This is a genomic window from Actinomadura sp. NPDC048021 (assembly GCF_040653135.1).
GTDB lineage: Bacteria > Actinomycetota > Actinomycetes > Streptosporangiales > Streptosporangiaceae > Spirillospora > Spirillospora verrucosospora.
Map to the genome: position 1 here is coordinate 166,222 of NZ_JBEZJQ010000002.1, position 26,460 is coordinate 192,681.

25 protein-coding genes, 2 tRNA genes and 1 pseudogene are annotated in these 26,460 nt (G+C 70.2%); 15 read left to right on the plus strand and 13 right to left on the minus strand.

Annotated features, from left to right (window positions below; all coding sequences use genetic code 11):
* Positions 1–64 precede the first annotated feature (64 nt).
* Entirely contained in the window at positions 65–610 is a 546-nt protein-coding gene (locus tag AB0C87_RS03995) for a MarR family transcriptional regulator (RefSeq protein ID WP_353831582.1), read from the plus strand.
* Positions 611–695: 85 nt separating this feature from the next.
* On the opposite strand, the gene AB0C87_RS04000 is transcribed toward AB0C87_RS03995, so the two are convergent.
* Positions 696–768, minus strand: a tRNA-Arg gene (locus tag AB0C87_RS04000).
* Between the two features lie 188 nt (positions 769–956).
* Here AB0C87_RS04000 and AB0C87_RS04005 point away from each other — a divergent pair.
* Positions 957–1,388 carry a hypothetical protein gene (locus tag AB0C87_RS04005; protein ID WP_345171474.1) on the plus strand — a complete coding sequence of 144 codons (432 nt, stop codon included), beginning with the start codon at positions 957–959 and terminating at the stop codon, positions 1,386–1,388.
* Positions 1,389–1,525: 137 nt separating this feature from the next.
* Positions 1,526–1,617: transfer RNA gene (locus tag AB0C87_RS04010), tRNA-Ser, on the plus strand.
* A gap of 112 nt (positions 1,618–1,729) precedes the next feature.
* Here the strand turns inward: AB0C87_RS04010 and AB0C87_RS04015 are convergent.
* Entirely contained in the window at positions 1,730–2,047 is a 318-nt protein-coding gene (locus AB0C87_RS04015) for a hypothetical protein (RefSeq protein WP_360576430.1), read from the minus strand.
* Positions 2,048–2,167: 120 nt separating this feature from the next.
* Between AB0C87_RS04015 and AB0C87_RS04020 the strand changes: the two genes are divergently transcribed.
* Positions 2,168–3,364 (plus strand): MFS transporter, encoded by a 1,197-nt coding sequence (locus AB0C87_RS04020; RefSeq protein WP_360576432.1) that lies wholly within the window; start codon positions 2,168–2,170, stop codon positions 3,362–3,364.
* Here AB0C87_RS04020 and AB0C87_RS04025 read toward each other — a convergent pair.
* The 3 genes from AB0C87_RS04025 to AB0C87_RS04035 all read right to left on the minus strand — a co-directional run bounded on the left by AB0C87_RS04025 (position 3,251) and on the right by AB0C87_RS04035 (position 6,074).
* Positions 3,251–4,162, minus strand: coding sequence for an AraC family transcriptional regulator (locus AB0C87_RS04025; protein WP_360576434.1), 912 nt, complete (start codon positions 4,160–4,162; stop codon positions 3,251–3,253). The two genes, AB0C87_RS04020 and AB0C87_RS04025, sit on opposite strands and share 114 nt — an antisense overlap.
* A 479-nt stretch (positions 4,163–4,641) precedes the next feature.
* A complete protein-coding gene (locus tag AB0C87_RS04030) occupies positions 4,642–5,316 on the minus strand; it encodes a hypothetical protein (protein WP_360576436.1) in 675 nt (224 codons plus the stop codon).
* A 188-nt stretch (positions 5,317–5,504) separates the two neighbouring features.
* The gene (locus AB0C87_RS04035; RefSeq protein WP_353831612.1) at positions 5,505–6,074 is read right to left on the minus strand and encodes a hypothetical protein; all 570 of its coding nucleotides are present in this window, start codon (positions 6,072–6,074) and stop codon (positions 5,505–5,507) included.
* 786 nt (positions 6,075–6,860) lie between these two features.
* On the opposite strand from AB0C87_RS04035, the gene AB0C87_RS04040 reads away from it, so the two are divergent.
* Both AB0C87_RS04040 and AB0C87_RS04045 read left to right on the plus strand, forming a co-directional pair.
* Positions 6,861–8,210, plus strand: a complete 1,350-nt coding sequence (locus tag AB0C87_RS04040) for a pentapeptide repeat-containing protein (protein WP_360576438.1) — start codon at positions 6,861–6,863, stop codon at positions 8,208–8,210.
* Positions 8,211–8,473: 263 nt separating this feature from the next.
* On the plus strand, positions 8,474–9,673 hold the full coding sequence (locus AB0C87_RS04045) for a glycoside hydrolase family 6 protein (RefSeq protein ID WP_360576440.1): 1,200 nt from the start codon (positions 8,474–8,476) through the stop codon (positions 9,671–9,673).
* Positions 9,674–9,769: 96 nt separating this feature from the next.
* Here AB0C87_RS04045 and AB0C87_RS04050 read toward each other — a convergent pair whose 3' ends face one another.
* Together AB0C87_RS04050 and AB0C87_RS04055 are read right to left on the minus strand one after the other, a co-directional pair.
* Positions 9,770–10,102, minus strand: coding sequence for an alkyl sulfatase C-terminal domain-containing protein (locus AB0C87_RS04050; RefSeq protein ID WP_353831615.1), 333 nt, complete (start codon positions 10,100–10,102; stop codon positions 9,770–9,772).
* Between the two features lie 42 nt (positions 10,103–10,144).
* Complete coding sequence (locus tag AB0C87_RS04055; RefSeq protein WP_360576443.1) at positions 10,145–10,504, minus strand: hypothetical protein; 360 nt, start codon at positions 10,502–10,504, stop codon at positions 10,145–10,147.
* 317 nt (positions 10,505–10,821) lie between these two features.
* On the opposite strand from AB0C87_RS04055, the gene AB0C87_RS04060 reads away from it, so the two are divergent.
* From AB0C87_RS04060 to AB0C87_RS04075, 4 genes are all read left to right on the plus strand, one after another.
* Positions 10,822–11,415: a hypothetical protein gene (locus AB0C87_RS04060; RefSeq protein WP_360576445.1), complete on the plus strand. Its 594-nt coding sequence runs from the start codon at positions 10,822–10,824 to the stop codon at positions 11,413–11,415.
* Positions 11,416–11,579: 164 nt separating this feature from the next.
* Positions 11,580–12,062 (plus strand): hypothetical protein, encoded by a 483-nt coding sequence (locus tag AB0C87_RS04065; protein ID WP_360576447.1) that lies wholly within the window; start codon positions 11,580–11,582, stop codon positions 12,060–12,062.
* Positions 12,059–13,339, plus strand: coding sequence for a sensor domain-containing protein (locus AB0C87_RS04070; RefSeq protein WP_360576449.1), 1,281 nt, complete (start codon positions 12,059–12,061; stop codon positions 13,337–13,339). Before AB0C87_RS04065 ends, AB0C87_RS04070 begins: the two co-directional genes overlap by 4 nt.
* A gap of 5 nt (positions 13,340–13,344) precedes the next feature.
* A complete protein-coding gene (locus AB0C87_RS04075) occupies positions 13,345–13,992 on the plus strand; it encodes a response regulator transcription factor (RefSeq protein ID WP_258940348.1) in 648 nt (215 codons plus the stop codon).
* A 79-nt stretch (positions 13,993–14,071) separates the two neighbouring features.
* Here the strand turns inward: AB0C87_RS04075 and AB0C87_RS04080 are convergent, their stop codons facing one another.
* On the minus strand, positions 14,072–15,514 hold the full coding sequence (locus tag AB0C87_RS04080) for a non-reducing end alpha-L-arabinofuranosidase family hydrolase (protein WP_360576451.1): 1,443 nt from the start codon (positions 15,512–15,514) through the stop codon (positions 14,072–14,074).
* 344 nt (positions 15,515–15,858) lie between these two features.
* Here AB0C87_RS04080 and AB0C87_RS04085 point away from each other — a divergent pair, with 344 nt between their 5' ends.
* A complete protein-coding gene (locus AB0C87_RS04085; protein ID WP_360576453.1) occupies positions 15,859–17,268 on the plus strand; it encodes an endo-1,4-beta-xylanase in 1,410 nt (469 codons plus the stop codon).
* 61 nt (positions 17,269–17,329) lie between these two features.
* Here AB0C87_RS04085 and AB0C87_RS04090 read toward each other — a convergent pair whose 3' ends face one another.
* The 4 genes and pseudogenes from AB0C87_RS04090 to AB0C87_RS04105 all read right to left on the minus strand — a co-directional run bounded on the left by AB0C87_RS04090 (position 17,330) and on the right by AB0C87_RS04105 (position 20,741).
* The gene (locus AB0C87_RS04090) at positions 17,330–18,094 is read right to left on the minus strand and encodes an alpha/beta hydrolase (protein ID WP_360576455.1); all 765 of its coding nucleotides are present in this window, start codon (positions 18,092–18,094) and stop codon (positions 17,330–17,332) included.
* 3 nt (positions 18,095–18,097) lie between these two features.
* A pseudogene (locus AB0C87_RS04095) lies at positions 18,098–19,042 on the minus strand (RNA polymerase subunit sigma-70); the annotation flags it as partial.
* Between the two features lie 30 nt (positions 19,043–19,072).
* Positions 19,073–19,819: a phosphotransferase gene (locus tag AB0C87_RS04100; RefSeq protein WP_353831621.1), complete on the minus strand. Its 747-nt coding sequence runs from the start codon at positions 19,817–19,819 to the stop codon at positions 19,073–19,075.
* 94 nt (positions 19,820–19,913) lie between these two features.
* Positions 19,914–20,741, minus strand: a complete 828-nt coding sequence (locus AB0C87_RS04105) for a maleylpyruvate isomerase family mycothiol-dependent enzyme (RefSeq protein ID WP_360576457.1) — start codon at positions 20,739–20,741, stop codon at positions 19,914–19,916.
* Positions 20,742–21,254: 513 nt separating this feature from the next.
* On the opposite strand from AB0C87_RS04105, the gene AB0C87_RS04110 reads away from it, so the two are divergent.
* Positions 21,255–21,527, plus strand: coding sequence for a hypothetical protein (locus tag AB0C87_RS04110; RefSeq protein WP_345171509.1), 273 nt, complete (start codon positions 21,255–21,257; stop codon positions 21,525–21,527).
* A 47-nt stretch (positions 21,528–21,574) separates the two neighbouring features.
* Here the strand turns inward: AB0C87_RS04110 and AB0C87_RS04115 are convergent, their stop codons facing one another.
* On the minus strand, positions 21,575–23,434 hold the full coding sequence (locus AB0C87_RS04115; protein WP_360576459.1) for an ABC transporter ATP-binding protein: 1,860 nt from the start codon (positions 23,432–23,434) through the stop codon (positions 21,575–21,577).
* Between the two features lie 318 nt (positions 23,435–23,752).
* Here AB0C87_RS04115 and AB0C87_RS04120 point away from each other — a divergent pair, with 318 nt between their 5' ends.
* From AB0C87_RS04120 to AB0C87_RS04130, 3 genes are read left to right on the plus strand one after another with little or no spacing between them, the layout of a single operon-like run.
* Positions 23,753–24,586 (plus strand): CPBP family intramembrane glutamic endopeptidase, encoded by an 834-nt coding sequence (locus AB0C87_RS04120; protein ID WP_345171513.1) that lies wholly within the window; start codon positions 23,753–23,755, stop codon positions 24,584–24,586.
* Positions 24,583–25,737: a histidine kinase gene (locus tag AB0C87_RS04125; protein WP_360576461.1), complete on the plus strand. Its 1,155-nt coding sequence runs from the start codon at positions 24,583–24,585 to the stop codon at positions 25,735–25,737. The genes AB0C87_RS04120 and AB0C87_RS04125 overlap by 4 nt, the downstream gene beginning before the upstream one ends.
* Positions 25,734–26,393 (plus strand): response regulator transcription factor, encoded by a 660-nt coding sequence (locus tag AB0C87_RS04130; RefSeq protein ID WP_345171517.1) that lies wholly within the window; start codon positions 25,734–25,736, stop codon positions 26,391–26,393. The genes AB0C87_RS04125 and AB0C87_RS04130 overlap by 4 nt, the downstream gene beginning before the upstream one ends.
* Positions 26,394–26,460 lie beyond the last annotated feature (67 nt).

The following is a 26,460-nucleotide window of genomic DNA, read 5'->3' on the forward strand; positions in this document are numbered from 1 at the left end:
CGCACTTGTTCCTGGAGATGCGGCATCGGCTAGCCTGAGCGCCGCGCCACGTAGAGGAGCCCGCATGCCGAACGACCTGGGGGACAGCGCGGACGAGCCGGCCCACAGCGGACTGACCGCCGAGCAGGAGGCGACCTGGTTCGCCTACATGCGGGTGGCGCTCCGGCTCAACTACGAGATCAATCGCGAGCTGCAGGCCGACGGCGGCCTCTCCCACCAGGACTTCCACGTCCTGAACGCCCTGGCCGACTCCGCCGACCAGCGGCTGCAGCTCAGCGACCTGGCGGTCCGCATCGGCTGGGAGCGGAGCCGGCTCTCCCACCAGGTGCTGCGCATGGAAGCACGCGGCCTGGTCGCGCGCCGCCCGTCGAGCACCGACGCCCGAGGGACCGACGCGGTCCTCACCTCACAGGGCCGGGACGCGCTGCGCCGGGCCACCCCGGGCCACGCCGCCCTGGTGAAGCAGATGTTCTTCGACGGACTCGACCCGACCCTGCTCGGACCGCTCCACACCGCCCTGGACCAGATCCACGAACAGATCCTCGCCCACGGCACACTCCCGCGCCCCTCAGGCCACCAAACCCGCTGGACCACCACCAACAAGGCCTGACCCACACAGAGACGACCACACGCCCCCTACCAGGCACAGCACACAAAAGGCCCCTTCCGAAACCGGAAGGGGCCTCTAAGCCATGTGCACCCGAAGGGATTCGAACCCCTAACCTTCTGATCCGTAGTCAGATGCTCTATCCGTTGAGCTACGGGTGCCTGCCGGAAGTACTGTACCGGCTCTGGGGACCTGACCGCGAATCGGTTCACGGATGCACGGAGCCCGCAGTGTGACTTGAGTCACGGAACCCTTGGTGGGGTAGCTACGCCAAAGGGGTGATTAGGGCGGGTGTGACCTGGGAGGGTGTAGCCCGTTCGCAAGCCCAACCCCCTGAAGGAGAATCCCCATGCGCATGTCCGCCACCAAGCTGGTCGGCGTCCTCGCCGTCGGTGGACTGATGCTCGGTTCCACGGGCTGTGGCGCGGTCGACGCCATCGCCGGCGGGAAGAAGAAGACTGCCTGCAAGAACATCGAGACCGAGCTGCGGAGCTTCTCCACCGGCGGCATGTCGATGACGACGCCGGGCGGCGCCTCGGCCACCGCGCAGAAGTTCTCGGACACGGCCTCCAAGGTGCGGTCCGAGGGCCAGAGCGCCGGCGGCGACGTCGAGACCGCCGCGACCGCGTTCGCGGGCGACCTGGACGAGACCGCCTCGATGCTGCGCCAGGTGCAGTCCGGCAGCACGACCCCGCGCCAGCCCGACCTGGCCGGCATGCGGCAGCACGGCAACGACCTCGCCGAGGCCTGCGGGTTCACCGGGTTCCGGCTCGGCGGCTGACGCCCGGCGCGACCCGCTCCCGCGGCCCCGGGAGCGCGGCGCCGGGACGTGTTTCCGACTATGCTGTCGGAGCCGAGGGTCAGGCTTTGCCGGTTGGCTCGCCGAACCGGTAACCTGTCCTGGGCCTGACGGCTCCTGGAGGATTCGCCTAGTCCGGTCTATGGCGCCGCACTGCTAATGCGGTTTGGGTGCAAGCCCATCCGGGGTTCAAATCCCCGATCCTCCGCCACACTGACCAGGGACTTCGTCCAAGATCTAGATCTTGAGCGAAGTCCCTGTCGCGTTTCGGATGCCCGTTCTTCCTGGCCTGGTGTGCACGGGATGTCGTCGGAGTGCTTTCGTCACCGGACGATGCGGATGCCGGCCGTCTCGTCTTTGATTACCCTGCGTGTTGACCGCGCCGGTTGCGTCGGTCCGCAGGTGAGAACCTTGGCGACGTCAGGTGTGCTCTGCCTCGTCCAACGAGGGACGACCGCAGCCACCGCCTCGGCGGCTGCCCTGGACACCTCGGGAAGTACCGAGGTGTAGGTGTCGGCGGTGAACGAGTGGCGGGCGTGGCCGAGAGTCTCGCTGATCAGTTTCATGTTGACGCCGACCGCGACCCCGTCCACGCCCGGCTCGCCCCGCATGTCCGAGCACATGCACAGTGGCATCGTCATCCACCCCCGCGGCGACCACGACTCCACCGGGAGCCCGGCCGGTCACAGACCGGTCAGACGGTCAACTGTGCGCGTCACGCGATCAACTGCGGCGGCGCGGTGGAGGCGAGACTGGAAGGCATGTCCACGCCTCAGTCCTCGCCGCCGTCCGCAGACACTTCGCCGCCCAAGTCCTCGGCGCGGTCCGGCGGCTCGACGAACTGGTCACCGATCGTCGCGCTCGCTGCCGGGATCGCGGTGCTCGTCGGTAGCGAGTTCCTGCCGGCGAGCGTGCTGCCCGCGATGGCCGGCGACCTCGGGGTCAGCGAGGGCACCGCCGGGCTGGCGGTCGCGGCGACCGCGGTCGCGGGCGCGATCACCGCCCCCAGCATCGCGGTGCTGCTGCCGCGGACCGACCGGCGCACGGTCCTGACCGGGCTGCTGGTCGCGGCGGCCGTCTCGAACCTGGCGGTGGCGGTCGCCCCCGGTTTCGCCGTCCTGCTCCTCGGCCGGCTCGTCCTCGGCGTCGCCATCGCCGGGTACTGGTCGTTCGCGTTCGGCGCCGGAACCCGCGCCGTGCCGGGACGCGACAGCGTGGTGTCAACGTCCATCGCGCTGGGCGTAACCCTCGCGACGATCGGCGGCGTCCCGTTGGCGTCCCTGCTCGGCGACGCGGTCGGCTGGCGGTTGGTGTTCGGCATCGCGGCGGCCCTCGGCATTGCCGCTGCCCTGGCCGTGGCCCTGACGTTGCCGCCGGTACCCCCGCACCCGGCCGCCGGAATGGCGATGCTGCGGGCGGCGCTCGCCAACCGGTGGCTGATGGCCGGGGTGCTGGGCGTGGTCCTGGTCGCGTTCGGCAACTTCGCCGCCTACCCCTACATCCGGGTCGCGATCGAGGGCATCGACGCAGGCGCCACGGTATGGCTGCTGCTGGCCTGGGGCGTGGGCGGGATGGCGGGCAACCTCGCCGCCGGGCGGTTCGCGGGACGGCTGCGCGCTGTGGTCGCCGCGGCCCCGCTTCTGCTGGCCGGCGGCCTGCTGGTCACCGCGACCGCGCCATCCCTGCCGGTGCTGGCCGCGGGGGTCGTCGTGTGGGGCCTGGCCTTCAACATGGTCCCGGTCGCCACCCAGCTATGGGTGACCCGCGTCGAGCCCGAACGCGCCGAGTCGGCCCTCTCGTTGCAGGTCACCGCGTTCCAGGTGGCGATCACGCTGGGGTCGGCGTCAGGAGGCGCGCTCCTGGACGCCCGCGGCATGCAGGCGGCCTTCCTGCTCGGGACGGGGTTCGCCGCGGCGGCCGGGCTGCTTTTCGCCGCGCTGCGCGTCCCGCGCGGGTGACGGCTCCCGCCAGGCCTGCGGCGCGACGCCGTGGTGGGACGAGAACGCCCGGCTGAAGGCAGCGGTGGAGCCGTACCCGACGGCGGACGCGATGTACTCCACCGGACGCGAGGGGTCCGCGAGCAGTCGGCGCGCCTCCCGCATCCGGATCTCCCGGAGCACCTCCGCGGGTCCGCGGCCGAGGGCGCGGCGGAACCGCTCGCCCAGGGCGGAACGCGACAGATGGACCAGGCGGGCCATCCCCTCGACGGTCCACGGCTCGGCCGGGCGGGCGGTCACAGCGGCCACCACCGCGGTGACGGCCTCGTCGGGAGGTCCGGCATCGCCGCCCTCGTCCTCCTGCCAAGAGGTGGTCATCGCCGCGCCGATCAGGTTGCCGTAGCTGGCGGCGAACAGGGTCGGCCGGCACGCACGTTCGAGCGGGCACTGCGTGACGAGCGCCATGACGCCGCCATGCCGGCTGCCGAAGCCGCGGACCACCAGCGGGCTGGGCAGCCGACGGACCGGGACGGCCATGCGCAGGTCCGCTACAACCAAGGCGGACTCCTCGTGCCGCTCCGACGCGGTGAGCCGGTAAGCGGTGCGGGCGTCGATGAGGACGGCGTCCCCCTCCGCGAGCGACTGCGCCTCGAACGCCACCTCAAGCGTGAGTTCGCCCTCCAGCACCAACGCCCACAGCGGGACCGGCCGTTCGGTGTGCACCGCGCCCGCCGGCAGCTGGACATGGTCCATGCCCGACATCTCCCACGCCGGTTCCGGGGAGGAGGTGCCGACGTCGTCTGCCCGTGAGATATCCACGATGTTCGCCACGTGAGCTGAAGCAGAGACAAGACGGCGGCCTATTCCCGCGCGTCCCGGTAGGCGAGCCTCGACTGGCTACGGGAGTCGACCTGGTGATTACAGTGAGTGCTCGGATGGCGAGGTCTACCTTCGGCTCCATCGACGGTCGGTGAGCACAAGGTGCGCACGAACTGTAATGGATCACGGTGGATGAGGCTGCATCATGTGGTCGCTGACCTGCGGGAACGCGAATTCGCCGGGATGGAATCATCACATAGCACGCCAAAAATGGCTCTGCTCATGCGGTTTGGGTGCAAGCCCATCCGGGGTTCACATCCCCGATCCTCCGCCACTCTGACCAGAGACTTCGTCCAAGATCGAGATTTTGAACGAAGTCCCTGTCGCGTTCCAGAGGTGCCAGTGGGCCAACCCGACAGGAGGACCGGAGAGCCCGGGCTTGGACGCTCCGGGCGTCCTGTGGCTTCAGCCCCGCGTCATCACTGCTGGGGTGGCTGCGGCATGTCGGCTTTCGACGGCACCGCTAGGTCTTTGTGGACGACGGTGAACCCGCCGGACAGGACGGGGGAGAACGGGGCCGGTGCCATCGCGGTGCCGACCTGCTCGGGTTCGTAGGTCTCACCCTGGGGGTTGACGAGCATGTTGGCGTACTCCCAGGACATCCCGATCCTGTCTTTGGACCGGCCTGGCTTGCCACCGTGGTCCCGGCCGGCGTCGTAGACGCTGAAACCCTTGGTCATACCGACCCATGGCGGGCCCTCGCAGCCCTCGGGGGTCGGGGTGTCCTCCACGCACCACGTCTTGACGATCTCGGCGGTGATCGTGGCGTAGCCCGGGGAGGTGATCAGCGAGTCGGCCCGGCCGATCGCGTAGAAAGTCCGCTTCCCCGGAGCGAAGTGGTGCTTGATCTTCACCGTGCCGGTCGCATCGTTCGGCGACCCGGTGATCGTCGCCCCGCCGGGGAGAACGCGGTGGTGAGTGAACGGAGCCTGACGGACGTCGAAGGTGAAGAAGCGGCGGTCCTTGTCGTCCTTCGGCAGGAACGTCATCCGGAACTCGCCGGACCCGGTGACGCCGGCGACCTTGGGCTTGTTCGGCTTGATCTTGGCCTGGACCGCACCTGTGGTCGCGGTGACCACGGCCGCAGCGGCCACGCCCGCACCGAGAACAAGGACAGCGGCCTTACGTGCGCGCTTCACGATCATCTGGGAGTTCTCCTTCTATCTGATGTTTCGTCGCCGAGCGGTGATGCAGGGGAGGTGATCGAGTCCGCGGACACAGCCAGAGCTGGGCGGTGGCGTCGAAGCTCCTGGGCGTGGGCCCGGTCCATGCTGAGAGCCGGTCAGGCCGCGCGGCGTCGCCGGTAGTAGTGGACGGTGACCGCGATCAGCAGCGGGCCCCAGAACACGACCGGTGCGAACGAGGCGTTCATCAGCCACGCCCATGCGCCGGTCGGGGAACCGGAGCTGCGATGCGTCCAGGTGTAGAAGTAGCCGGCGGCGTACAGCAGCACCGCCATCGCCCCCAACGTCGCGGTGGTGACCGCGAACCGCACCGACACGCGCTTGCCGCCGACGAACCCCATCCAGCGGGGGAACCGCTCCCCCCACGGCTGGATCAGACCGAGGGTGGCGAACGATGCGACCTCACTCAGCAGGATCAGGGCGAGCACGTACGCCGAGCCCCAGCCGGGGACGTGCAGTTCCACCATCGCCTCGTCGGTGAAGCCCATCCCGAACCCCCACGCCATCGGCAGCCGCCACAACGCCGACGGCAGCGTCGTCAGGGCCGCCGCGTGCGCCGCCCAGCGCGCCCATCTGGGCACACCAGGCACGGTGCGGAACCCCGCTTTCCAGCCGCCCCGCTGGACTTGGACGCCAGCGGACGCCGTTTCGATAAGGGTCGTGGTCATCGTGGCTCCTTGAGAGTGGCGCTCCGGCTCCCGATCCCGGCATGAACGACTTTGCTGGGATCGGGGGCCGGATCCCTCCCCCAGCCGGGTGGGCCGTGCCGTCCCGTCTCCCCCGTGAGAGCTACAGCCGCACGCCCCGCCTGACCAGGGATGACAAGGGGCCAAGAAGACCAGCTCGCCGCGCCACGCGGACGCGGGCGTCGTCGCCGGCCGGGTCAGCCGGGCGGCCATCTGCTGCCAGGCCGCGTCCAGCGCCACGAAACCCCACTCCACATGCGAACCTGGACAAGCGGTCTGAACGTAGTGGCAGCGCCTCCGAAGGCGATCAACGCCCCTCCCTCAACCCCAGTTCAGGGGCGTATCCGACGGAAATTCCTACAGGGGGAGGCGGACGGGCGTGGGGTCTTCCCTGTGAGGTCGGTGGGGTGCGGCGGATCGCCGGGTCCTTGCTGTCCCCCACCGCCACCACCGTGCCGCCCACGTCCGTGAAAGAACTACCCACGGGTTCAGGGGCAGGCGGTGTCACCGGGATGGTTCGGTGGCTGCCCGGGACACCTCGGGAAGCACCTAGGTGTAGGTGTCTGCGGTGGATGAGGGATGCGAGGGCCCCCGCGTTTCGCTGATCATCTTTAGGCCGATCTTGGCGAGCGGCGCCAGCGTGGCCGCTCCGTTGAAGCGGATCGGCGGCAAGGCGCTTCTTTCTCGGTCTCTGCGTTGCTGGACTGGGCTGGAGGCGCCTTGGCTTGGGCCCTGGTTGCGTGTCGTGTGCCGTGATAGGGAGCGAGTATGGCGCTACCTCGCCCGTTCAACACTGAGATCTATGTCCACCCGGACATTGCCGGCCTGGAAATCACACAGCTGGCCGAACGGCTGCCCGAGTGGGCGGGACGGCAAGCCACCGAGCCGGCCGACCGGCCTGCCGCCGAGGCGGCGATCCGCGGGTTGTACGAACTGGTCGACGCACCGCAGCCTCAGCTCATGTGGATCGATTCACCTCGCGGGGATCCCGATTGGAACTGGAGTGAGTCCGGTACGCCGAAGCCCCAGGCGATCGCGGCCGCCCATGGTGTGCCGGAACCGGGCGAGTTCCTCCTGACCCTGCTCAGCGGTCATCGGGGAAAGAGGGGCGGATGGTTTTTCCGTAAACGGCGACGGGAGGTCTGGAAACGGAGGCTGGCGCTGTGGAAGGAACTCATCGAGTCCTGCGGCGGCTGGTGGCCCTTCGAGGAGGTCTGCCTGGTGTGCGAGCGGCCCGCTCAGATCCGTCTCGCCAAGGCGCCAAGGTCCTTGGAAGGCCCTTTGGTGCTGCACTGCCGCACAGGTCCGGCTTTAAGTTACCGCGACGGCTTCCACCTGTACGCGCTGCACGGAAGGGTCGTCCGCGATGACGCCATCAGCGGCGAGCGGACAGGGGTTGGTCGGCCGTCCGGCTTACCGGACAACCTGGCGGAATTGATCGATGACAGCAGTGCCGAGGCCGTCGCCCGGCTCGTCGGCAAGGACTTGCGTGGGGCCGACCTGCGGGGCGTCCGGTTCCCCGAGGGGACCGACCTCATAGGCGCCGACCTCAGCGGAGCCGATCTGCGCCATGCCGATCTCTCCTGCGCCGATCCGGGCGGGGCCCCTGTCCTGGGAGCCCGGTTCGCTCGCGCCAAACTCGTCGGAGCGGATCTACGCGACGCCGACTTCGGCATCGTCGGCGATTTCGTCGGTGCCGACCTGACCGATGCCGACATGACCGGCGCCTACTTCGGCGGCGCCCCCGAGATCGGCACCTCGTGCTTCAATGACGCCAAGCTCGTGCGGACCAAGTTCATCGGCGCCCACCTGGTAGGAGCCTATTTCAGCGGCGCCGACCTCACCGGGACGGATTTCACCGGCGCCCGCCTACACTACTCTTCTGGATCGATAGACTCGAGCTACATACTGTCGCGCTTCGCTCAGTGCACCTGGGACTCCACGACGAGATGGCCGGACGACGAGATGGCCGAGGCCGTCCGCCGGGTATCCGGCCCCATCGACCAGGACACCTTTCGAGTACGCAAAGAGCCACCAACTCCACCCGGACGACGGGAACCCCTCCCTCAACCACACCCCCTTCCGGAGGGCGACCCCTTCTTCGACATCGGCCACTAATTGGCAGTCGTCAACATCCTGGGTGGATGAACTCACCTGGCCGCTTGCTGTTGCGCTAACCACTGAGCCATACACGCGCCGGCAGTGTGACGACCGCGCATGGACGATCTTCGGGTTTTGGGTCTTGACGGATCTTCACAGGATGCTCAGACTCCTGCATGGGAGCGCTCCCACACTCCGGCTCACTCGTCCCGCTTGGCCGGATCACTCAGCGATTCTCATGGGTGCGCCTCCTCCACCACCCCGAGATTCTGGAGTACCGGATGAGACGCGGCATCGGGATCCTCGCCACGGCCGCGACGAGCATCGTCGCGCTTCTCGCCCCGCCGGCGCAGGCGTTGGAGCACGTCGACCCGCTGGCCGGGAAGGCCAGGTTCTACGTCGAGCCCTCGACGAACGCCGAGCGACAGGCTGACGTTTGGGCGGCCGCGGGGCGCGATGCCGACGCGGCGCACATGCGGGCCCCGTCCAAGGTCTCGCAGGCGATCTGGTTCACCAGCGGCACCCCCGCTGAGGTGCGGACGGCGGTGCGGCAGACGATGGTCAGAGCCGCCAAGCAGCACGCCGTTCCGGTGCTGGTCGCGTACTACGTACCGGGCCGGGACTGCTCGCAGTACTCAGCGGGTGGCGCTCCGACCGAGGCCGCCTACCGCGCCTGGATCGACGCCTTCGCCAAGGCAATCGGCGGTGGCCGGGCCGTGGTGATCGTGGAGCCCGACGGGCTGGCGCTGCTGTCCAGCGAGCCGTGGTGCAACGAGGGCGGCGGCGGTACCACTGGAACGCCGGAGGACACCGCCCGGGTCGACGAACGCTTCCGCGAGATCAACTACGCGGTCGGCGCCCTGCAGCGGCTGCCGCGCACCGGCGTCTACGTGGACTCCGGACACTCGGACTGGCAGCCCCTCAACGACTACGACGCCGGATACGGCGAACCGCGCGCCCAGCTCGGCATGGCCAGCCGCCTGCTGAAGGGCGGCGTCGCCAAGGCCGACGGCTTCGCGCTGAACGTCTCCAACTACCGCAGTGACGAGGAGTTGGTCTCGTACGGCACCAGGCTGTCCAAGTGCCTGCGCTTCCGTCAGGAGACGGGCGCGACCAGTTGCTCCGACACCGACCTGGCCACCGTCCCGGACGATCCGCGCGAGCTCACACACTTCGTCCTGGACACCAGCCGCAACGGCCAGGGGCCGTGGACGCCTCCGGCAGGCAAGTACACCGACCCTCAGGTCTGGTGCAACCCGCCGGGCCGCGGCCTGGGCGCCCGGCCCTCGACCCGCACCGGTGATCCCCTGGTCGACGCGTTCCTCTGGATCAAGCGTCCCGGCGAATCCGACGGCCAGTGCACCCGCGGCACCGCCGGTCCGGAGGACCCCGAGTACGGCGTGGTCGATCCTGCGGCCGGCGCCTGGTGGCCCGAGTACGCCTTGGGCCTCGCCCAGCGAGCCGTACCTCCTCTCCGCTGACCGGCCCCAACCGGACCTGCGTGACGCGGTCAAGGCCGCCCGAGTTCCGCAACCCGCCTGCCCCTTCCGGAGCACGGGCGGCCTGCGCTCAGGGCGTCACGACGGGGAAGTTCGGCTCGGGTCCTCGATGACGGCGAGCAGCCGGCGCAGCGCGGCACCGTCGCCGGTGGTGGTGACGCCGGCGGCGTCCTGGCCGCCGGCCAGGGCGAGCAGCATCGGCTTGGTCAGCGAAAGGGTCAGGTCGGCGCCGCCCGCACCGTCGGGGATCTTCCGGTGCATGAGCGCCCCGTTGGACAGCGACATGCGGTACCGGTCACCGGAATCGGTGAACTCCCAATCGATGGTCAGGTGCTCGTTCCAGGCTTTGGGGCCGTTGACGCGGATGGCGAGCGAGTCGAAGACCTGCTCGACGCCGAGGCCCGCCGCCATCCCACCGGAGATGCTGGTCGGAACCGGCGGGACGCCGCTGAATCAGAACGAGAAAGAATGGGCGCTGTGGTAAACGGCCACGCCGTAACCGATTGCGGTGATCACTACCAGGCCGAGCGCTCCGAGAAGGAACCCGGCCACGGTACATGAGACCGGACGCTTGGCGGGGGCCCACAATGGTCCCCACACCCAACCGAGCACAGCACCGAGCGGGGGGAGCCCGAACACGGCGACCGCCCGTAGCAGCACGCCCGACTTGGTCCGGTGATTGCCGCGCCAGTCGGTCCCACTGAGATGATGTGCAGCCGATGAGGCCGCCTCGCACCATGCCACGATGAAGACGAGCCAGATGATCAGGGCGATGACCAGCATACCGATCATGTCCTTGCGCCAGGTCTCCACGGTTGGCTCCCGGATGTAGCACAAGATCGCCCACGCCATGCTCGTGCGGCGCGGCACGCTGACTCATCTTGGCGCGAACGTCTCACGCGCATACCGCATCAACGGTAGGAGATTCGTGAACTGATCCGAAAGGTCGTCCAGGAAAAATTGACCTGACAAAGGCCAAGTGGCGCAGGAGCAGCTACAGCGGTGCCGTCCGGTCCGCCGCCGACGCGCACTGACCACCTGTCGCCCACCCTTGCTGGCCGCCCGTTCCGCCGAGGAGCGGCGAGTCGTAGAAGATTGCAGGAGGAGAGGCGCGTTACCTGGGAGGGGCGATGCTGTTCAGGCGGGAGGTCCTTGAGGGGATCGCGGGCGGGCGGATCGACCGGGTGTTCCGGGTGTGGGCCAAGCCCCCGGTCCGTGCGGGGAGCACGCAGCGCACCTGGGCGGGGATCATCGTCGTCGACTCGGTCACGGCCGTCACCCCCGAGGAGATCACCGAGGAGGACGCGCTGCGTTCGGGCTTCGACAGCCGCGCGGCGCTGCTCACCGCCCTGTCCAAGAGCACCAAGCAGGGCGGCTACCACCGCGTCATGCTCCGTCTGGGCGGGCCCGACCCCCGAGCGGAACTGGCCGGGAACGCCGACCTGACCGACCAGGAACTGGCCGGCCTCAAAGCCTCCCTCGACGCCATCGACACCCGCAGCCGCCGCGCCCCCTGGACCCGCGAAGTCCTCCGCCTCATCGAGGAGCACCCCGGCCTGCGCGCCCTGGACCTGGCCGAACGCCTCGGCCGCGACAGACTCCCTTTCAAGGCCGACGTCCGCCGCCTCAAAGCCCTCGCCCTCACCGAAAGCCTGGAGACCGGGTACCGCCTCACTCCGCGTGGCAGGGCTTTCATGGCCTACCTACGGTCTTTGGCCGAATGATCTGATCCCGGGTTCTGCGAGACGCTGCGCGGCCTTGCCGCCTCCCTGCGGCGGGCAGGGGTGTGGTTAACCGAACCTCCGGTCCGCCTGCTTCCACGATCGACCCGGCGGCGCCCCCGGGACGAGTCTGGAGACATCCGTTCACGCAGTTCGGAAGGTGTCTCATGGCGATTCTCGTTTCCCGCGTCACGCGCCGGTCCCGCTTCGGCTCGTCGCTCTGGCGGCGTTCCGCTTACGCGCTCGCGGCCCTGCCTGCGGGGCTTGCCTCGCTCACGGGGGCGCGGGTGCAGCCTGCACTCGCGCACCGCCTGCTGGACGTGCCGTCCGGGCGTCCCGGACGGTTCCGAACGATCCTGCACGCCCTCCTCTCGCTGCCGCTCGGCGTCCTGTCGCTCCTGGCAGGCGCGTACGGGTGGGGGATCGTCGTGCTCAATCTGTTCTACCCGGCCCGCTGGCTCATCGGGATGGGCGGTTCACTGAAGGACGCATGGGGCGGCCCGACGCTGGTCGGCGCCTGGGCCGTCCACGCGACGGGCGGGCTGGTGATGCTGCTGCTGATGCCCGCCCTGATGAAGGGCATCACGACGTTGCAGGCCCGCCTGATGGTCCGCGTCCTCGGCAGGGCGGACGGGACAATGGTGCGATGACACAGGTGCTGAGGGCCCCGGCCGTCCACCGGGCCTGGTCGGAGGCGCTCTACCTGCTCGCCGGCGCTCCGATCGCCCTGGCCGGGGTGTACTACGCGGTGTTCTCGGGCGCGTTCGGCATCGTCATGTCGGTCACGCGGCTGGGCGCGGCCGCGACGGCGGCGGTGCTGCGCGGCGCCTGCCGGTTCGGGGAGTTGCACCGCCGGCTCGCGGCCGTCCTGCTGGACGAGCGGGTTCCGGCGCCGGGCCAGCCGCGGTCGCGGGCCGGGCTGCGGGCCTGGGTGCGGGACGCGCACGACGCCACGGGGTACCGCGCGTTCCTGCATCTGCTCGTCCGGTTCCCGCTGGCCGTCCTCGGCGTCGTCGTGGTGCTCGTGACCTGGGTGTATGGATTCCTCCTGCTGACGTATCCGATCCAGCTCCCCCTGCATCTGAACGAGATCACCACCCGCGACTCGGGCGGCAGGGTCCGGCACGGCCTGGTCGTCGGCGGGTTCTACTTCGACACCTGGCAGCGCAGTCTGCTGGTGGCTCTGGCCGGCGCCGTCCTGCTGGCGTTGGCGCCGCGGGCCGTGCGGCTGGCCGTGCGTCTCGACCTGGCGGTACTGCGGTCGCTGCTCGGTCCGCGGCCGGACGACGCGCGCATCCGCGACCTGGAGCTGAGCCGGTCGTACGCGGTCGAGGACGCGGCGGCGACGCTCCGCCGGATCGAGCGGGACCTGCACGACGGCGCCCAGGTGCGGCTCGTCTCGCTGACCATGACCCTGACCGCGCTGCAGGAGACCCTCCCGGCCGACACCCCCGAGCCCGCCCGCGAGCTGGTCGCCGCCGCGCGCACCGGCGCGCGGGAGGCGATCGCCGAGCTGCGCGAACTGGTGCGCGGCATCCACCCGCCCGTCCTGGACCAGGGGCTGGACGCGGCGCTGGCGACGCTCGCCGCCCGCAGCCCCGTCCCGGCGGAGCTGGAGACGGACCTGCCGGTCCGGCCGTCCGCGGCGATCGAGTCGATCGCCTACTTCTGCACCGCCGAGCTGCTGGCCAACGCGGGACGGCACGCGGTGGCCCGCCGGGTCGCCGTGTCCGCCGTCCAGCCGGGGGACGGCACGCTGCGGCTGTCGGTCACCGACGACGGGAAGGGCGGCGCGCGGGCGCGTCCCGGCGGCGGGCTCGCCGGGCTGGCCGAGCGGGTGCGTACGGTGGACGGCGAGCTGTCCGTGCTGAGCCCGCCGGGAGGACCGACCACCGTGACCGTCACGCTCCCTCTCACCACCTCATGACCGGTCTGCGCGTGGTGATCGCCGAGGACGCGGCGATCCTGCGGGACGGCCTCGCCCACCTGCTCGGGCTGCGCGGCCACTCGGTGGTCGCGGCGGTCGGCGACGCGCCGGCGCTGCACGCGGCCGTGGCCGAGCACGGGCCGGACGTCGCAGTGGTCGACATCCGGATGCCGCCGACGCACACCGACGAGGGGCTGCACGCCGCGATCGAGCTGCGCCGCGTCCGTCCCGGGCTCGGCATCCTGCTGTTCTCGCAGTACGTGGAGACGCGGTACGCGGCCGAGCTGCTGGCGGGCTCGCCCGCGGGCGTCGGCTACCTGTTGAAGGAGCGGGTGTCCGACCTCGACGACTTCGTGGACGCGCTGAACCGCGTCGCCGCCGGGGGCACCGCGCTCGACCCGGAGGTCGTGGCGCACCTGCTCGGCGCCGCCCGGCGCGACGACGGGCTCGCGTCCCTCACCCCGCGCGAGCGGGAGGTCCTCGGCCTGATGGCGGAAGGCCGGACGAACGCGGCGATCGCCGCGTCCCTCGTGGTCACCGAGCGGGCCGTGGAGAAGCACATCGCGAACATCTTCACCAAGCTCGGCCTCGCGCCCACGGGCACCGACCACCGCCGTGTCCTGGCCGTCCTGCGCTATCTGGGAGCGTCCTGATCGTCCGTTGAGGGGCGTCCTGCGGCCAGGCGGGCCCGGCTTTTCGCCGAGCCCGCGTTGTCGGGTCCGCTTCCGTGTGTCAGCGCTGGAGAGTCAGCAGACCCGGCCGGTAGGGCAGGAGACCGTAGTCGCCGCCGGAGCTGGGGCTGCGCCCCTGGTAGAGCAACTGCAGGTTGCAGGGGTCGACGGTGAAGGTCTGGTCGGCGCCGGTGCGGATCAGTTCGCCGTGGCTGATGTCGTTGGTCCACGTAGCGCCGCTGTTGGCCTTGCCGGCGAAGGGGTTGCTCTCGGTCGCGGCCTGCGGGGTCCACGAACCGTTCAGGCTGGTGGCCGTGAACGAGCGGAAGTAGCGCCCCTGCGAGCCGATCGCCTCGACGAGCATGAGGTAGCGGCTCTGGCCCTGGAGCTTGTAGACCTGGACGGCCTCGAACAGGTTGTTCGTCGAATCGCTCATGACCACTGTCGAGGTCGTGCCGAAACTGCCCGGGAAGTTCCCGATCGGCATACTGGCCCGGTAGATCTTGCCGTTGTCACCGGCGAAGAAAAGGTACATGTTCGTGCCGTCGCCGATAAGCGTCTGATCGATCGGGCCCGTTCCGGAGCCGCTGATGCTTCCGGAGAAGAGCACCTGCTGCGATGACCACCCATTCGGGTTGGTGGGGTCGCTCGACGTCCGGTAGGAGAAGGCGGTCCCGCCCCACTGGTAGGCGAGTACCCAGACGTTCTTCGGCGCGAAGTAGAAGAGCGTGGGAGCGACGGTGGAATTCGACATCGTATTCTGACTGGCCGAGGCCATCTCCGACCAGTTGGTGAAGGGGCTGAAGTTCATCGAACCCCATCTCGTCCCCGTGTCGTGCGTCGTCGCATAGACGAGATGCCGGCCGTTGTAGGGGGCGACGGTGAAGTCCTTGAGCGAGACCCACCCCGACTTGGGCTGCGCCAGCGGGCCGGTCGACGTCCAGCGGTAGGCCGACGGGAGATCGCACGCGGGAGTGGAGCCGCCGCCGACCGGGACGAGCTGCCACTGCTGGTTGTCGCCGCCCCAGTCGTCGTACTGGACGATGTTCGCGTTGTCGGCGGTGGAGCCGCCTTGCACTTCGAGGGCCTTGCCGCTGTGGCGCGACACGAACCTCACGTAGCCGCCAGGGCTGTCGGCCAGCCGCCACTGCTGGTTGGCGCCGTTCAGGTCGGACCACTGGACGATCGAGCCGCCGTTGGCGGTGGAGAAGTTGTAGACGTCCAGCACCTTGCCGGAGTGGCGGGACCTGATGCGGTAGTAGCCGTCGCCGGAGTCGACGAACTGCCACTGCTGCTGGTTCTGATCGTTTCTCGTCCACTGGGTGATGCGGGCGCCGTCGCCGGTCGCCAGGTTGTAGACGTCCAGAGCCTTGCCGCTGTTGCGGTTGACCAGGACGTACCACGTGTTCACATCCACTGTCGCGGCCTGGGCGGGCTGTGGGTTCGTCACGCACATGAGCACCGAAAGCAGGAGCGATGCCAGCACCGCGCCGGTCCTCACCATGACCTTCTTCCTTTCGTTGGGCGTGGATGTTAGCGCTAACAATTTCTGTCGGACGGGACCTTCTCTCCATCGGCGGCCAGGGGTGGCGGTGGCCGGAGTAAATAACAGGCAGAAAGGCATCGTCAAGGGCCCGGGAACTTCGAAAAGTTTCGAGCGCCGGCCAGCCGAAAGATCACGCATACGGCGCCATGAAAGATATGGAAACTATTGACGGAATCTGCGGGGGCTCACACACTGAGTCCGCGACGCCCTGGTGGTGTGTGCGTTCCTGTGAAGGAGCGCGGCGTCTTTTACACGGCTGTGTTCCGTGCTCCCACCCCTCGTTCATTCATGGAGGAACAGACGTGCGTACGAACGCCATGCTCAGGCCCGGGATCCGTAAGCGGGCCCTTCTCGCGGGCACCCTCGGGGTGCTCGCAGCCGCTCCGGTGGCGCCGCCCCCGGCCACCGCCGCTGAGAGCACGCTGGGTGCCGCGGCGGCGCAGAGCGGCCGCTACTTCGGCACCGCCATCGCCTCGGGCAGGCTCAACGACTCGGCGTACACCACGATCGCGAGCCGCGAGTTCAACATGGTGACCGCCGAGAACGAGATGAAGATCGACGCCACCGAGCCCCAGCGGGGCCAGTTCAACTTCAGCTCCGGCGACCGGGTCTACAACTGGGCCGTCCAGAACGGCAAGCGGGTACGCGGCCACACCCTGGCCTGGCACTCCCAGCAGCCCGGCTGGATGCAGAGCCTCAGCGGCGGCACGCTGCGCCAGGCGATGATCGACCACATCAACGGGGTCATGGCCCACTACAAGGGCAAGATCGCCCAGTGGGACGTCGTGAACGAGGCCTTCTCCGACGACGGCTCGGGAGGCCGCCGCGACTCCAACCTGCAGCGCACCGGCAACGACTGGATCGAGGTCGCCTTCCGCACCGCGCGCGCCGCCGACCCGGCCGCCAAGCTCTGCTACAACGACTACAACATCGAGAACTGGTCCTGGGCCAAGACCCAGGGCGTGTACGCCATGGTCCGCGACTTCAAGCAGCGCGGCGTGCCCATCGACTGCGTCGGCTTCCAGTCCCACTTCAACAGCGGCAGCCCCTACAACAGCAACTTCCGCACCACCCTGCAGAACTTCGCCGCCCTCGGCGTCGACGTGGCCATCACCGAACTGGACATCCAGGGCGCCTCGGCCACGACCTACGCCAACGTGACGAACGACTGCCTGGCCGTCTCGCGCTGCCTCGGCATCACCGTCTGGGGCGTGCGCGACACCGACTCGTGGCGCTCGGAGCAGACCCCGCTGCTGTTCGACGGCAACGGCAACAAGAAGGCCGCCTACACCTCGGTCCTCAACGCCCTCAACGGCACCTCGTCTCCCCCCACCGGCTCCGGCAAGACGATCAAGGGCGTCGGTTCGGGCCGCTGCCTGGACGTGCCGAACGCGAGCACCACCGACGGCACCCAGCTCCAGCTGTGGGACTGCCACAGCGGAACCAACCAGCAGTGGACCTCCACCGACGCGGGCGAGCTCAGGGTCTACGGCGACAAGTGCCTCGACGCCGCCGGGACCGGCAACGGCGCCAAGGTCCAGATCTACAGCTGCTGGGGCGGCGACAACCAGAAGTGGCGCCTCAACTCCGACGGATCGATCGTCGGTGTCCAGTCCGGCCTCTGCCTGGACGCCGCCGGCAGCGCCAACGGCGCCCCGATCCAGCTCTACTCCTGCTGGAACGGCAGCAACCAGCTCTGGAGCCGCGCCTGACCTACCGCACGACGGAGTGGAGCCAGGAGTGTCCTGGCTCCACTCCGTCGCCTTTCTGCGGCTACCCCCCTTCGGGGACGCTGTGCTGGGCGCGCGCGATGGGCATGTAGGTCGGGGACGCGTCAGTGGTCAGGAACGCCAGGACCATGGCGCGCACCGCTTCGGCGTGCTCCATCAGCAGCAGGTGGCTGGCGTTGGGCAGCACGGCCAGCTCGGCGGTGGGCAGCGCGCGGTAGAGCGCCACGGTGTGGTCGAGCGTGACCAGATCGTCGTCGCCGGACAGGACGAGAGTCCTGGCCGTCACCGCGCGCAGCTCGGCCGGGTCGAGCCGCGGCTCGGTCGCGGCCGCGTGCGCGATCTTGCCGAGGACGACCGGGAAGTGGTCGCGGCCGTCGGGCGACACCTCGGCGTAGGCGTCGACGACCGCGGCGGGCGTCTCGCCGTCCGCCGACGGCTTGAAGATCAGTCCGTCCAGGTCACAGGCCGTGCTGATGAGGACGAGGCGCTCGACCAGGTCGGGGCGGCGCATCGCCACCCACAGCGCCACCGTCCCGCCGGCGCTGTAGCCCACCAGCCGGGCCGGGCCGCCCACCACCCGCTCCAGGAACGCGATCGTGTCCCGGGCCATGAGCTCCATGGTGATCGGACCGGGGGCGTCGGGCGTGCGGCCGTGGCCGCGGCGGTCGGGCAGGTAGATCTCGAACGTGTCGGCGAGCCCGTCGAGGTTGCCGGTGAAGCAGCGGCCGTCGGTCAGCCCGCCGTGCAGGAGCACCACGGGGTCGCCCTTGCCGCGCTGGTCATGCCACATGGGAACGATGTCGGTCATGCACTACATACGGGACGGCGCCTCAGGAGTCATCGGCAATCCGAACAACGCGAACAGGGACGGATCCAGGTAGGTCGTCGTGTTGACGATCAGTCCGTCGCGGACGTCGATGACGGACAGGCCGAACGCCTTCCCGTCCCGGTACTGCGCGAAGGCCGGCGACCCGTTGGCCGCCGTGCGGACCAGCCGGTCATCGGCGCAGGCGCCGGCCGCACCCGCCAGGGCGGCCCGGATCGCCTCCCGGCCCCTGAGCCACCAGGCGAACGGCGGCATCGACATGGTGGCGTCCCGGTGGAGCAGCGACACCAGGCCGTCGACGTCGTAGGAGGTGAACGCCTTGACGTACCGTCCGAGCAGGTCCTCGTCGACCTCGCCGCTCCCGCCCGGCGTGCGACGCGCGGACATGGCGGCACGTGCTCGTTGCAGGGCACTGTTGACCGCGGCGGGGCTGCTGTCGAGCAGCCCGGCCACCTCCTCCGCCGTCCAGCAGAGCACCTCACGCAGGATGAGGACGGCCCGCTGGCGCGGCGGCAGAACTTGCAGGGCGGCGACGAACGCCAGCCGGATCGTCTCGCGCCCCTCGGCCAGCTCGGCCGGATCACCGTCAACGGGCAGCGCGAGCCGGTCGGGGATCGGCTGCACGAAGGCGGCGGCTCCCAGCGGCGCGCCGAGAGAAGCACCGGCGGGTGAGGACGGGCCGAGATCCATCGCGAGCGCGCGCCGCTGGACGCTACGGGTCATGTCGAGGCAGACGTTGGTGGCGATCCTGTGCAGCCAGGTGCGCAGACCGGCTCTGCTCTCATCGAAGCGATCGGCGTTCTTCCAGGCGCGGAAGAAGGTCTCCTGGACGGCGTCCTCGGCCTCGGCGGCGCAGGCGAGCATGCGGTAGCAGAAGCCGGTGAGGTCGACCCGGTGCGCTTCCAACCGCTCCTCGAAGGCCACGTGCCCACCATATTCAGGGCTTTGGCCCGCGCTGCCTCACATCCGGGACCTCAGCACGTCGACCTCGCAGCCCGGCGCGAAGGGGTCGAAGCCGTGCTCGCTCAGCCAGCGGACGATCAGCAGGCTTCGCAGCGACCACCACGCGCGGATCACGTCGAGGTCGACGTCGACGCCATAGCCGGTGAGGACGTCGTCGAGGTGCTCCTCGTGTCCGAGCGTGAAGGTGGCGAGGTCGTACAGGGCATCGCCCCGGCCCGCCTCGGACCAGTCGATGATGCCCGTGACCTCGTCGCCGTCGACGAAGACGTGCGCGATCTGCAGGTCGCCGTGCGTGAACGCCGGAGTCCACGGCCGGAGCGCGGCCTCGGCGACCCGGCGGTTGCGGCTGACGAGGTCGGCGGGCAGGAGGCCGCCGGTCACGAGCAGCTCGCACTCGGCGTCGAGCTCCGCCTCCAGCGCGGCGATGCTCCGGCCGGCCTGGCCCGGCCAGGACGGCGGCGGCGCGTCGTGCAGCGTCCGGATGGCGGCGCCCGCCGCGGCCCACGCCGACGGCGACCCGGTCGACGGCCCGCCGAGGCGTCCGAGCGTCGTCCCCGGGAGTGCGGCGATCGCGAGCACGGGCGGCTTGCGCCAGAGGACCTCCGGGGTCGGGACCGGCGCGAGGGACATCGCCTCAAGCTCGACATCGATGCGCGTCTGGTCGGCGTCCATCTTCAGGAACACGTCGCCGACGCGCAGAGTCGCACGCTCGGAATGGGCGACGACGACCTCGACCTCATCCACGGGCGACCAGTATCCCGGGGATGATCGCCGGCGTCGCCGGGTTTTTCGCCTGTGATGACGCGGCTGACCGCGTCCCCCTACCCAGCGGCCTTCCTCAGGCGACGACCGCGAGGAGGGCTGTGACGGCCTTGGTGAGCTCCGCGTCGCCGCTCACCGTCGATCGCTGACGGGCCTGCTCCACGGTGATGCCTCGGGTCGCCAGGCGCCAGAAGGTGTCCTGGTCCATCGCGACGTGTGCGGTCGGCTCTCCCTGGGGCTGGGTCATCTGCCATCGTCCGTCCTGCCGGACCGCGCCCCACCGGCCGCCCGCCGGGCCGAGCACTTCCAGGTGAGCGGTGTGGCCTTCGGGACGGTCGTGCATCCGCAAGGCGTGCGGCAGGCCGCGCGCGAAGATGTCCAGCACCGGGGCCATGAGATCGGGTTCTTCGGCGCCCGGGACGGAGACGGCGTCGCGCACCTGCTGCTGGTGGACCCAGAACTCGGTGAAGTCGCGTCCGATGTCCAGCCAGGCGGGACTGTCGATGTCGGTGGCGGCCCAGGAGACGTTCAGGTCGGCGGCTGCCTGGAGGTCTTGTGCCGCCCACACGGCGTCGAGACGTGGGCCCAGGTGATCCAGCAGTTCGATCAGCAGCCGGGGACTGAGCTGGCGGGACGCCCGGACGAACTCCTCGTTGGTGCGGGCCAGGTACGAAGGAAGCGTCTCGTCATTCGCGAACACCGCGCCGCCGTACCCGTCGCGGCTGCCCGACAGGCGCCGCATGTAGTCGTTGAGCACGTGAGCGACGACGTCGTGCACGTCCCAGCCGGGACAGACCGTGGGGGCGGCCCAGTCGGCGGGGCTCAGGGTGCGGAGCAGGTCGAGCAGGGCCTGCCGCTCGCGCGGGAACAGCGGACGAACGTCGACGATGGGACCAAAAATCATGATCACCTGATCCTACCGACTGCCGTCCCGTCCTCCACAGGATTTTCCGCCGGCCGGGCGTTCGAACGATGTGGCGGGCATTCATGCAGCGTGCCGGGGATGAACCGGCCTGTGGCGGATTCGGCCGGGTGCATCCGCGCCGACCGCGACTAGTGTTGCCGACTGATGGGTGATGACGCGACGGACGACCGGCCGCCGTCGCCCTTTGCCGGAAACGGCCAACGGCGCACAATGGTCCCCGGACACACGAGAGGATCGGACAATGGCTCGACGGTGACGGGACGACCCGATGGCGCGGGCGCGGTAGGCGCTGCCGCCGCCCGGCACGGTCGCCGAGGACGCGGGCGAACACGTCATCACGAGCACCCGATCGCGGCCCGAGACCCCGCCTGGCGGCCGCGCGGCAAGGCTCTGTCGAGCGCCGAAGGACAACGCGGACCCGGTTGCGCGGTGGGACCCATGGCCGCGTGAGATGGTAGCGATCACAGGAGCCGGGCAGGGAGCAGAGACGACATGATGCAAGGCGTGACGGCGGCCGTGGTACTGGCCGCGAAAGACCCGAACACCCAGCAGCTGGCCGACTGGCTGCGCAATATCTTCGGGCCGCTGTTCCTGGTCATCATCGGGATCGTGGCCCTGTTCTTCCTGTTCACCCGGGAGATCACGCGGTTCATTCAGTTCATCGTGCTCAGCATCGTGATCGCGGTCGTCTTCTACTACCCCGGGATCATCACGTCGGTGGCCGACGGAATCGTGCGAGCGCTCGGCGTCAAGGAGTCCGGCTAGGCCCGCGCGTCCACCGCGCTCGGCGCCGACCGCCGGGGCGGGACCACTCAGCCGGTCACCGGTTGGGAGTCCTGGTCTCGGTGGACCGCGGGCGAGGTGCCTGGGGTGGCTTCGGTGGTGAGGAAGCCGCCGGACTGGTGGTGCCAGAGGCGGGCATAGGGACCCTCGGACTGGAGGAGTTCCCGGTGGGATCCCTCTTCGAGGACGCGGCCGCGGTCGAGGACGACCAGGCGGTCCATGCGGACGACCGTGCTCAGACGGTGCGCGACGACCAGGGCGGTGCGGTCGCGCATCAGGCGCCACAGAGCTTCCTGGATGAGGAGTTCGCTTTCGGAGTCCAGTGCGCTGGTCGCCTCGTCCAGGAGCAGGATCGGGGTGTCTCGCAGGATGGCGCGGGCGAGGGCGAGGCGCTGCCGCTGGCCGCCGGAGAGCTTGACGCCTCGCTCGCCGACCAGCGTGTCGAACCCGTCCGGCAGGTTCTCGACGAACTCGGTGACGTGGGCCGCCCGCGCGGCCCGCAGGATCTCGGCCTCGGTGGCGCCCGGCCGGGCGAAGGCGATGTTGTCGCGCACCGACCGGTGGAACATCGCGGGCTCCTGGGGAACGTACGCGATCATGTTGCGCAGGTCGCTCTGGCGCAGCCGCGCGATGTCCTGGCCGCCGATGAGGATGCGGCCGCCGTCGACGTCCATGAGACGCAGCAGCAGCCGGGAGAGGGTGGTCTTGCCGCCGCCCGACCGCCCCACCAGGCCGATCTTGGCGCCGCTGGGGATCTCCAGCTCCAGGCCCTCGAACAGGGGCGGCCCGTCGCCGTGGGCGAAGCGCACCCGCTCGAAGCGGACCGAGGCGTCGACCGGACGCAGCGGCTGCGGGTCGGGCGGGTCCACGACGGTCGGCGGCGTCAGGAGCAGCTCGGTGAACTGGGCGCTCTCGGTGAGCGTGCTCTCCATCCGCCGGTAGATCTGGTTGAACTCGAACATGATCCGCGTCGCGTTGGTGTAGTAGGAGAACGTCACCACGATGGCCTCCACCCCGAGGCCGCCGCGAAGCGCCACCGCGACGAGCAGCCCCAGGGCGCTGGTCAGGATCGACATCGGAGCGACGATCGTGTCGACCCGCAGGTTGGCGTAGTCCCAGGAGCGCAGTGCCAGGCGGTTCTGCTCGGCGACCCGGCCGCGGAGCTCGGCGGCCTCCCGCTCCTCGGCGGCGAACGCGCGGACCGTCTCCATGTTGGTCAGCACGTCGGCGATGTGGCCCGACACCCTCACCTTCGCCGCCTCGCGCCTGTCCACGAGCGCCTGCCTGCGGCGGATGAACGGGATGACGAGGAAGCCGGTGAAGACGATCAGGCCCAGGAGGACGACGACCAGCAGCGGGTGGTACCGCCACAGGATCACCGAGGCGAAGGACAACGGGATCACGTTGGCCACGACCGCGAAAGTGAGGGTGTCGGCGAAATTTTCGAAGCCGCCGCAGAAGCTCAGTATCCGTTTGGTCAGCGAACCGGCGAAGTTGTCATGGAAGAACGCGGCGTCTTTCGCGAGCAAGTCGTCCATGCCGGTGTTGGCGAGCCATTCGATGCCCCGGCTGTTCGTCCGGTTGAGGAAGTGCAGGCCCACTCTCCACAGCGCCTCGCCCGCGAACATCAGGCCGGCGAATCCGAGGACGTAGGGCAGGAGGGCGGAGAGATCGCTTTCCCCGCCTTCGGCCAGGTGCCCCACCAGGGCGGCGACCATCAGCGGAGTCAGGTAGAACAGGCACGTATTGCCCAGCGCCGGCAAAGTCAGCGCCGGAAGCGAGATGCGCCACTGGCGGCGCAGCACATCGCAGTAAAAGCGCAGGGCCAGCAGAACCGCGCGTTGCCGGACCGACTTGCCGCCTCTGGACCTGCCTCGTAGCACTGCCACCCCGCCCTCCACGCCGCCGCCCATCCATGCTGCCTCAGACGGCCGGGGCAAAGCGAACGCATTTTTCCATCACTCAAAACGATCACCAGATTTCAGAAAAAGCGGCGTCCGCGGGGGAACACCGATGACGTTTCATAAGGACGGCGTCCACTGGCGCGACCCTGTCCCCGTGGCGGCGCGACCGATCCGGGGGCCTGTCCCCCGTGCGAGCTACCCGCAGATGTCCACCGCACGGTGAAGATCCGGCGGGGGGCGAATCCTTAGCGTTTCGGGCGACGCCGCGGCGCCATGGCCGCGGAACCCCCTGAAGGAGTCAGCATGCGACTGCTGAAGCAGCTCGTCGTCGTCGTGGTGGTCGCCGCCGCCGGCGGCGCGGGCGTCAACGGCGTGGTGTGGAACCCGGCCCTCACGCTCGTCCTCGGCGCCGCGGCGGCGCTGGTCAGCCTGTACACGTACCGCTGGGTGGTGCGGCGGACCGAGCGCCGCGAGCCGGCGGAGCTGGCGCTGAAGGGCGCCGCGGGCGGCCTCACCCGCGGGATGCTGATCGGTTTCGCGATGTTCGGCGCCGTCATCGTGAACATCGCGTTCCTCGGCCACTACCGGATCGACGGGTTCGGCTCCGCGACCGGCCCGGTCGCCCTTCTCGGCTTCATGGCCGCCGCGGCGGTGTCCGAGGAGGTGATGTTCCGCGGCGTCCTGTTCCGGATCATCGAGGAGCGCACCGGCACCTGGGCGGCGCTGGCGCTGACCGGCCTGGCGTTCGGCCTGATGCACCTGCCCAACCCGAACGCCGACCTGTGGAGCGCGCTCGCCATCGCCATCGAGGCCGGCGGCATGCTCGCCGCCGCCTACGTGGCCACCCGCACCCTCTGGGTGCCGATCGGCCTGCACTTCGCCTGGAACTTCGCCGGCGCCGGGATCTTCGGCACCGACGTCTCCGGCAAGGACGCCCCGGACGGCCTGCTCGACGGCGCGACCTCTGGCCCGACCCTCCTCAGCGGCGGCGAATTCGGCCCGGAGGCGAGCCTGTACGCGGTCGGCGCGGGAGCGGCCCTGACGATCGTGTTCATGTGGCTGGCACGCCGGCGCGGCACCATCGTCCGCCGGAACCGGGCCTCCCGGACCCCCGCCGCCGCTACGCTCGCCCAGTGATCGACATCCGGCGGGGCCGGGAGGCGTGGCGGCGGCTGGACGTCACGGTGCGGGACCTCCCGTTCCCGCTGCTGCTGGCGGCCGGGTCGTTCGTCCCGGCGCTCCAGGCCCACGGGACGCAGGTCGGCGATCTCCCGGCCCGCCCGTTCGACGCGCTGGCCGTCCCGGTGATGCTCCTGACCTGCCTCCCGCTCGCCGTGCGCCGGCGCTGGCCGGCCCTCAGCGTCGTCCTCGTGTCGCTCGGGTTCGCGGCCGACCAGCTCCGCGCCTACCACTCGTTCACGGGCAGCGCCCTGGCGTTCGCGCTGGTGAGCGCGGGCGCCCACCTGGAGCGCCGCCGGTACGCCGTCGCGGCCGGCCTCTCCGCGGCGTACGTGCCGCTGGCGGTGGCGCTCGACCGGATCGGCTCCCCCGAAGGCCTGGACGGCTTCGTCACGTTCTACCTGGGGGCCGTCTTCGCGTGGGGCGTCGGGGCGTGGCTGCGCTCCACCCGGGCCGTCGAGTCGGAACGCCGCCGCCGCGTCGCCGAGGCCACCCGCGCGGCCGAACGCACCCGCATCGCCCGCGAGCTCCACGACGTCGTGACCCATCACGTGACGGCGATGGTCGTCCAGGCGGAGGCGGCGAAGTACCTGACCGCCGCCCCCGACCGCCTCGACGAGACGCTGAGCGCCGTCGGCGACACCGGCAGGCGGGCCATCGCCGATCTGCGGCACCTGCTCGACCTGCTCAACCCCGACCACGGGACGGACGCGAGGATGCCGTCCGTCGGGGAGCTCCCCGCGCTCGTGGAGCAGACGCGCCGAGCCGGGCAGCCGATCGAGTTCACCGCGGCGGGCGAGCCGGCGGAGACGACCGGCAGCGCCGAGGTCGTGGCCTACCGGGTCGTTCAGGAGTCCCTGACGAACGCCCTCAAGTACGCCCGGGGCAGCCGTACCGTGGTCCGGGTGCAGTACCGCGACAAGGAGATCAGCGTGGAGGTCGGCACCGACCCTTCCGGGGCGCCGACCGCGCCCCCGGGCGGGAGCGGGCGGGGGCTCGCCGGGCTCCGTGACCGGGTCGGCGCCCTCGGCGGCGACTTCACCGCGGACCCGCGGCCGGACGGCGGCTTCGTCGTGCGGGCCCGCATCCCTTCGGGGAGCCCTTCGTGAGCGCGCCGGTGCGGGTCCTGGTCGCCGACGACCAGGCGCTGATCCGCACCGGGTTCGCGACCATCATCGACGCGCAGCCCGACCTGGAGGTGGTGGGCGAGTGCGGCGACGGCCGCGCCGCCGTCGACCTCGCCCGCCGGCTCGCCCCGGACATGGTGGTGATGGACGTCCGGATGCCGGTCCTCGACGGCATCGAGGCGACCCGCATGCTGGCAGGCGCCGGGGTGACCGACCCCGTCAAGGTGCTCGTGGTGACCACGTTCAACCTGGACGAGTACGTGTACCAGGCGCTGCGCGCGGGGGCGAGCGGCTTCCTGCTCAAGGACGCCCCGCCGGCGCAGTTGCTGCACGGCATCCGGACCGTCGCCGCCGGCGCCGCGCTGCTGGCCCCCGAGGTGACGCGGCAGCTGGTCGGCAGGTACGCGGCGCGGATCCGTCCCGCCGAGGAGACGCCGGCGGACGGCGCGCTGACGCCGCGCGAGATGGAGGTGCTGCGCCTCATGGCCGACGGCATGTCCAACAGCGAGATCGCCGCGACTCTCGTGCTCAGCCAGGAGACCGTCAAGACGTACGTCTCCCGCATCCTCACCAAGCTCGACCTGCGCGACCGCGTCCAAGCGGTCGTCTACGCCTACCGCCGTGGCCTGGTGACCTGAACCGGGCGTCCCGGCCCTCGGCCGCGGGAGCGCAGGCGGCCGGCCCGGGAGCCGACGGTGCGGGCCG

What these genes read in the sequence shown, in the direction of transcription:
- AB0C87_RS03995 (WP_353831582.1), top strand. Translation starts at nt 65, where the DNA reads ATGCCGAACGACCTGGGGGACAGCGCGGACGAGCCGGCCCACAGCGGA.
- AB0C87_RS04005 (WP_345171474.1), top strand. Translation starts at nt 957, where the DNA reads ATGCGCATGTCCGCCACCAAGCTGGTCGGCGTCCTCGCCGTCGGTGGA.
- AB0C87_RS04015 (WP_360576430.1), bottom strand. Translation starts at nt 2,047, where the DNA reads ATGACGATGCCACTGTGCATGTGCTCGGACATGCGGGGCGAGCCGGGC.
- AB0C87_RS04020 (WP_360576432.1), top strand. Translation starts at nt 2,168, where the DNA reads ATGTCCACGCCTCAGTCCTCGCCGCCGTCCGCAGACACTTCGCCGCCC.
- AB0C87_RS04035 (WP_353831612.1), bottom strand. Translation starts at nt 6,074, where the DNA reads ATGACCACGACCCTTATCGAAACGGCGTCCGCTGGCGTCCAAGTCCAG.
- AB0C87_RS04040 (WP_360576438.1), top strand. Translation starts at nt 6,861, where the DNA reads ATGGCGCTACCTCGCCCGTTCAACACTGAGATCTATGTCCACCCGGAC.
- AB0C87_RS04045 (WP_360576440.1), top strand. Translation starts at nt 8,474, where the DNA reads ATGAGACGCGGCATCGGGATCCTCGCCACGGCCGCGACGAGCATCGTC.
- AB0C87_RS04050 (WP_353831615.1), bottom strand. Translation starts at nt 10,102, where the DNA reads ATGGCGGCGGGCCTCGGCGTCGAGCAGGTCTTCGACTCGCTCGCCATC.
- AB0C87_RS04060 (WP_360576445.1), top strand. Translation starts at nt 10,822, where the DNA reads ATGCTGTTCAGGCGGGAGGTCCTTGAGGGGATCGCGGGCGGGCGGATC.
- AB0C87_RS04065 (WP_360576447.1), top strand. Translation starts at nt 11,580, where the DNA reads ATGGCGATTCTCGTTTCCCGCGTCACGCGCCGGTCCCGCTTCGGCTCG.
- AB0C87_RS04070 (WP_360576449.1), top strand. Translation starts at nt 12,059, where the DNA reads ATGACACAGGTGCTGAGGGCCCCGGCCGTCCACCGGGCCTGGTCGGAG.
- AB0C87_RS04080 (WP_360576451.1), bottom strand. Translation starts at nt 15,514, where the DNA reads ATGGTGAGGACCGGCGCGGTGCTGGCATCGCTCCTGCTTTCGGTGCTC.
- AB0C87_RS04090 (WP_360576455.1), bottom strand. Translation starts at nt 18,094, where the DNA reads ATGACCGACATCGTTCCCATGTGGCATGACCAGCGCGGCAAGGGCGAC.
- AB0C87_RS04105 (WP_360576457.1), bottom strand. Translation starts at nt 20,741, where the DNA reads ATGATTTTTGGTCCCATCGTCGACGTTCGTCCGCTGTTCCCGCGCGAG.
- AB0C87_RS04110 (WP_345171509.1), top strand. Translation starts at nt 21,255, where the DNA reads ATGATGCAAGGCGTGACGGCGGCCGTGGTACTGGCCGCGAAAGACCCG.
- AB0C87_RS04120 (WP_345171513.1), top strand. Translation starts at nt 23,753, where the DNA reads ATGCGACTGCTGAAGCAGCTCGTCGTCGTCGTGGTGGTCGCCGCCGCC.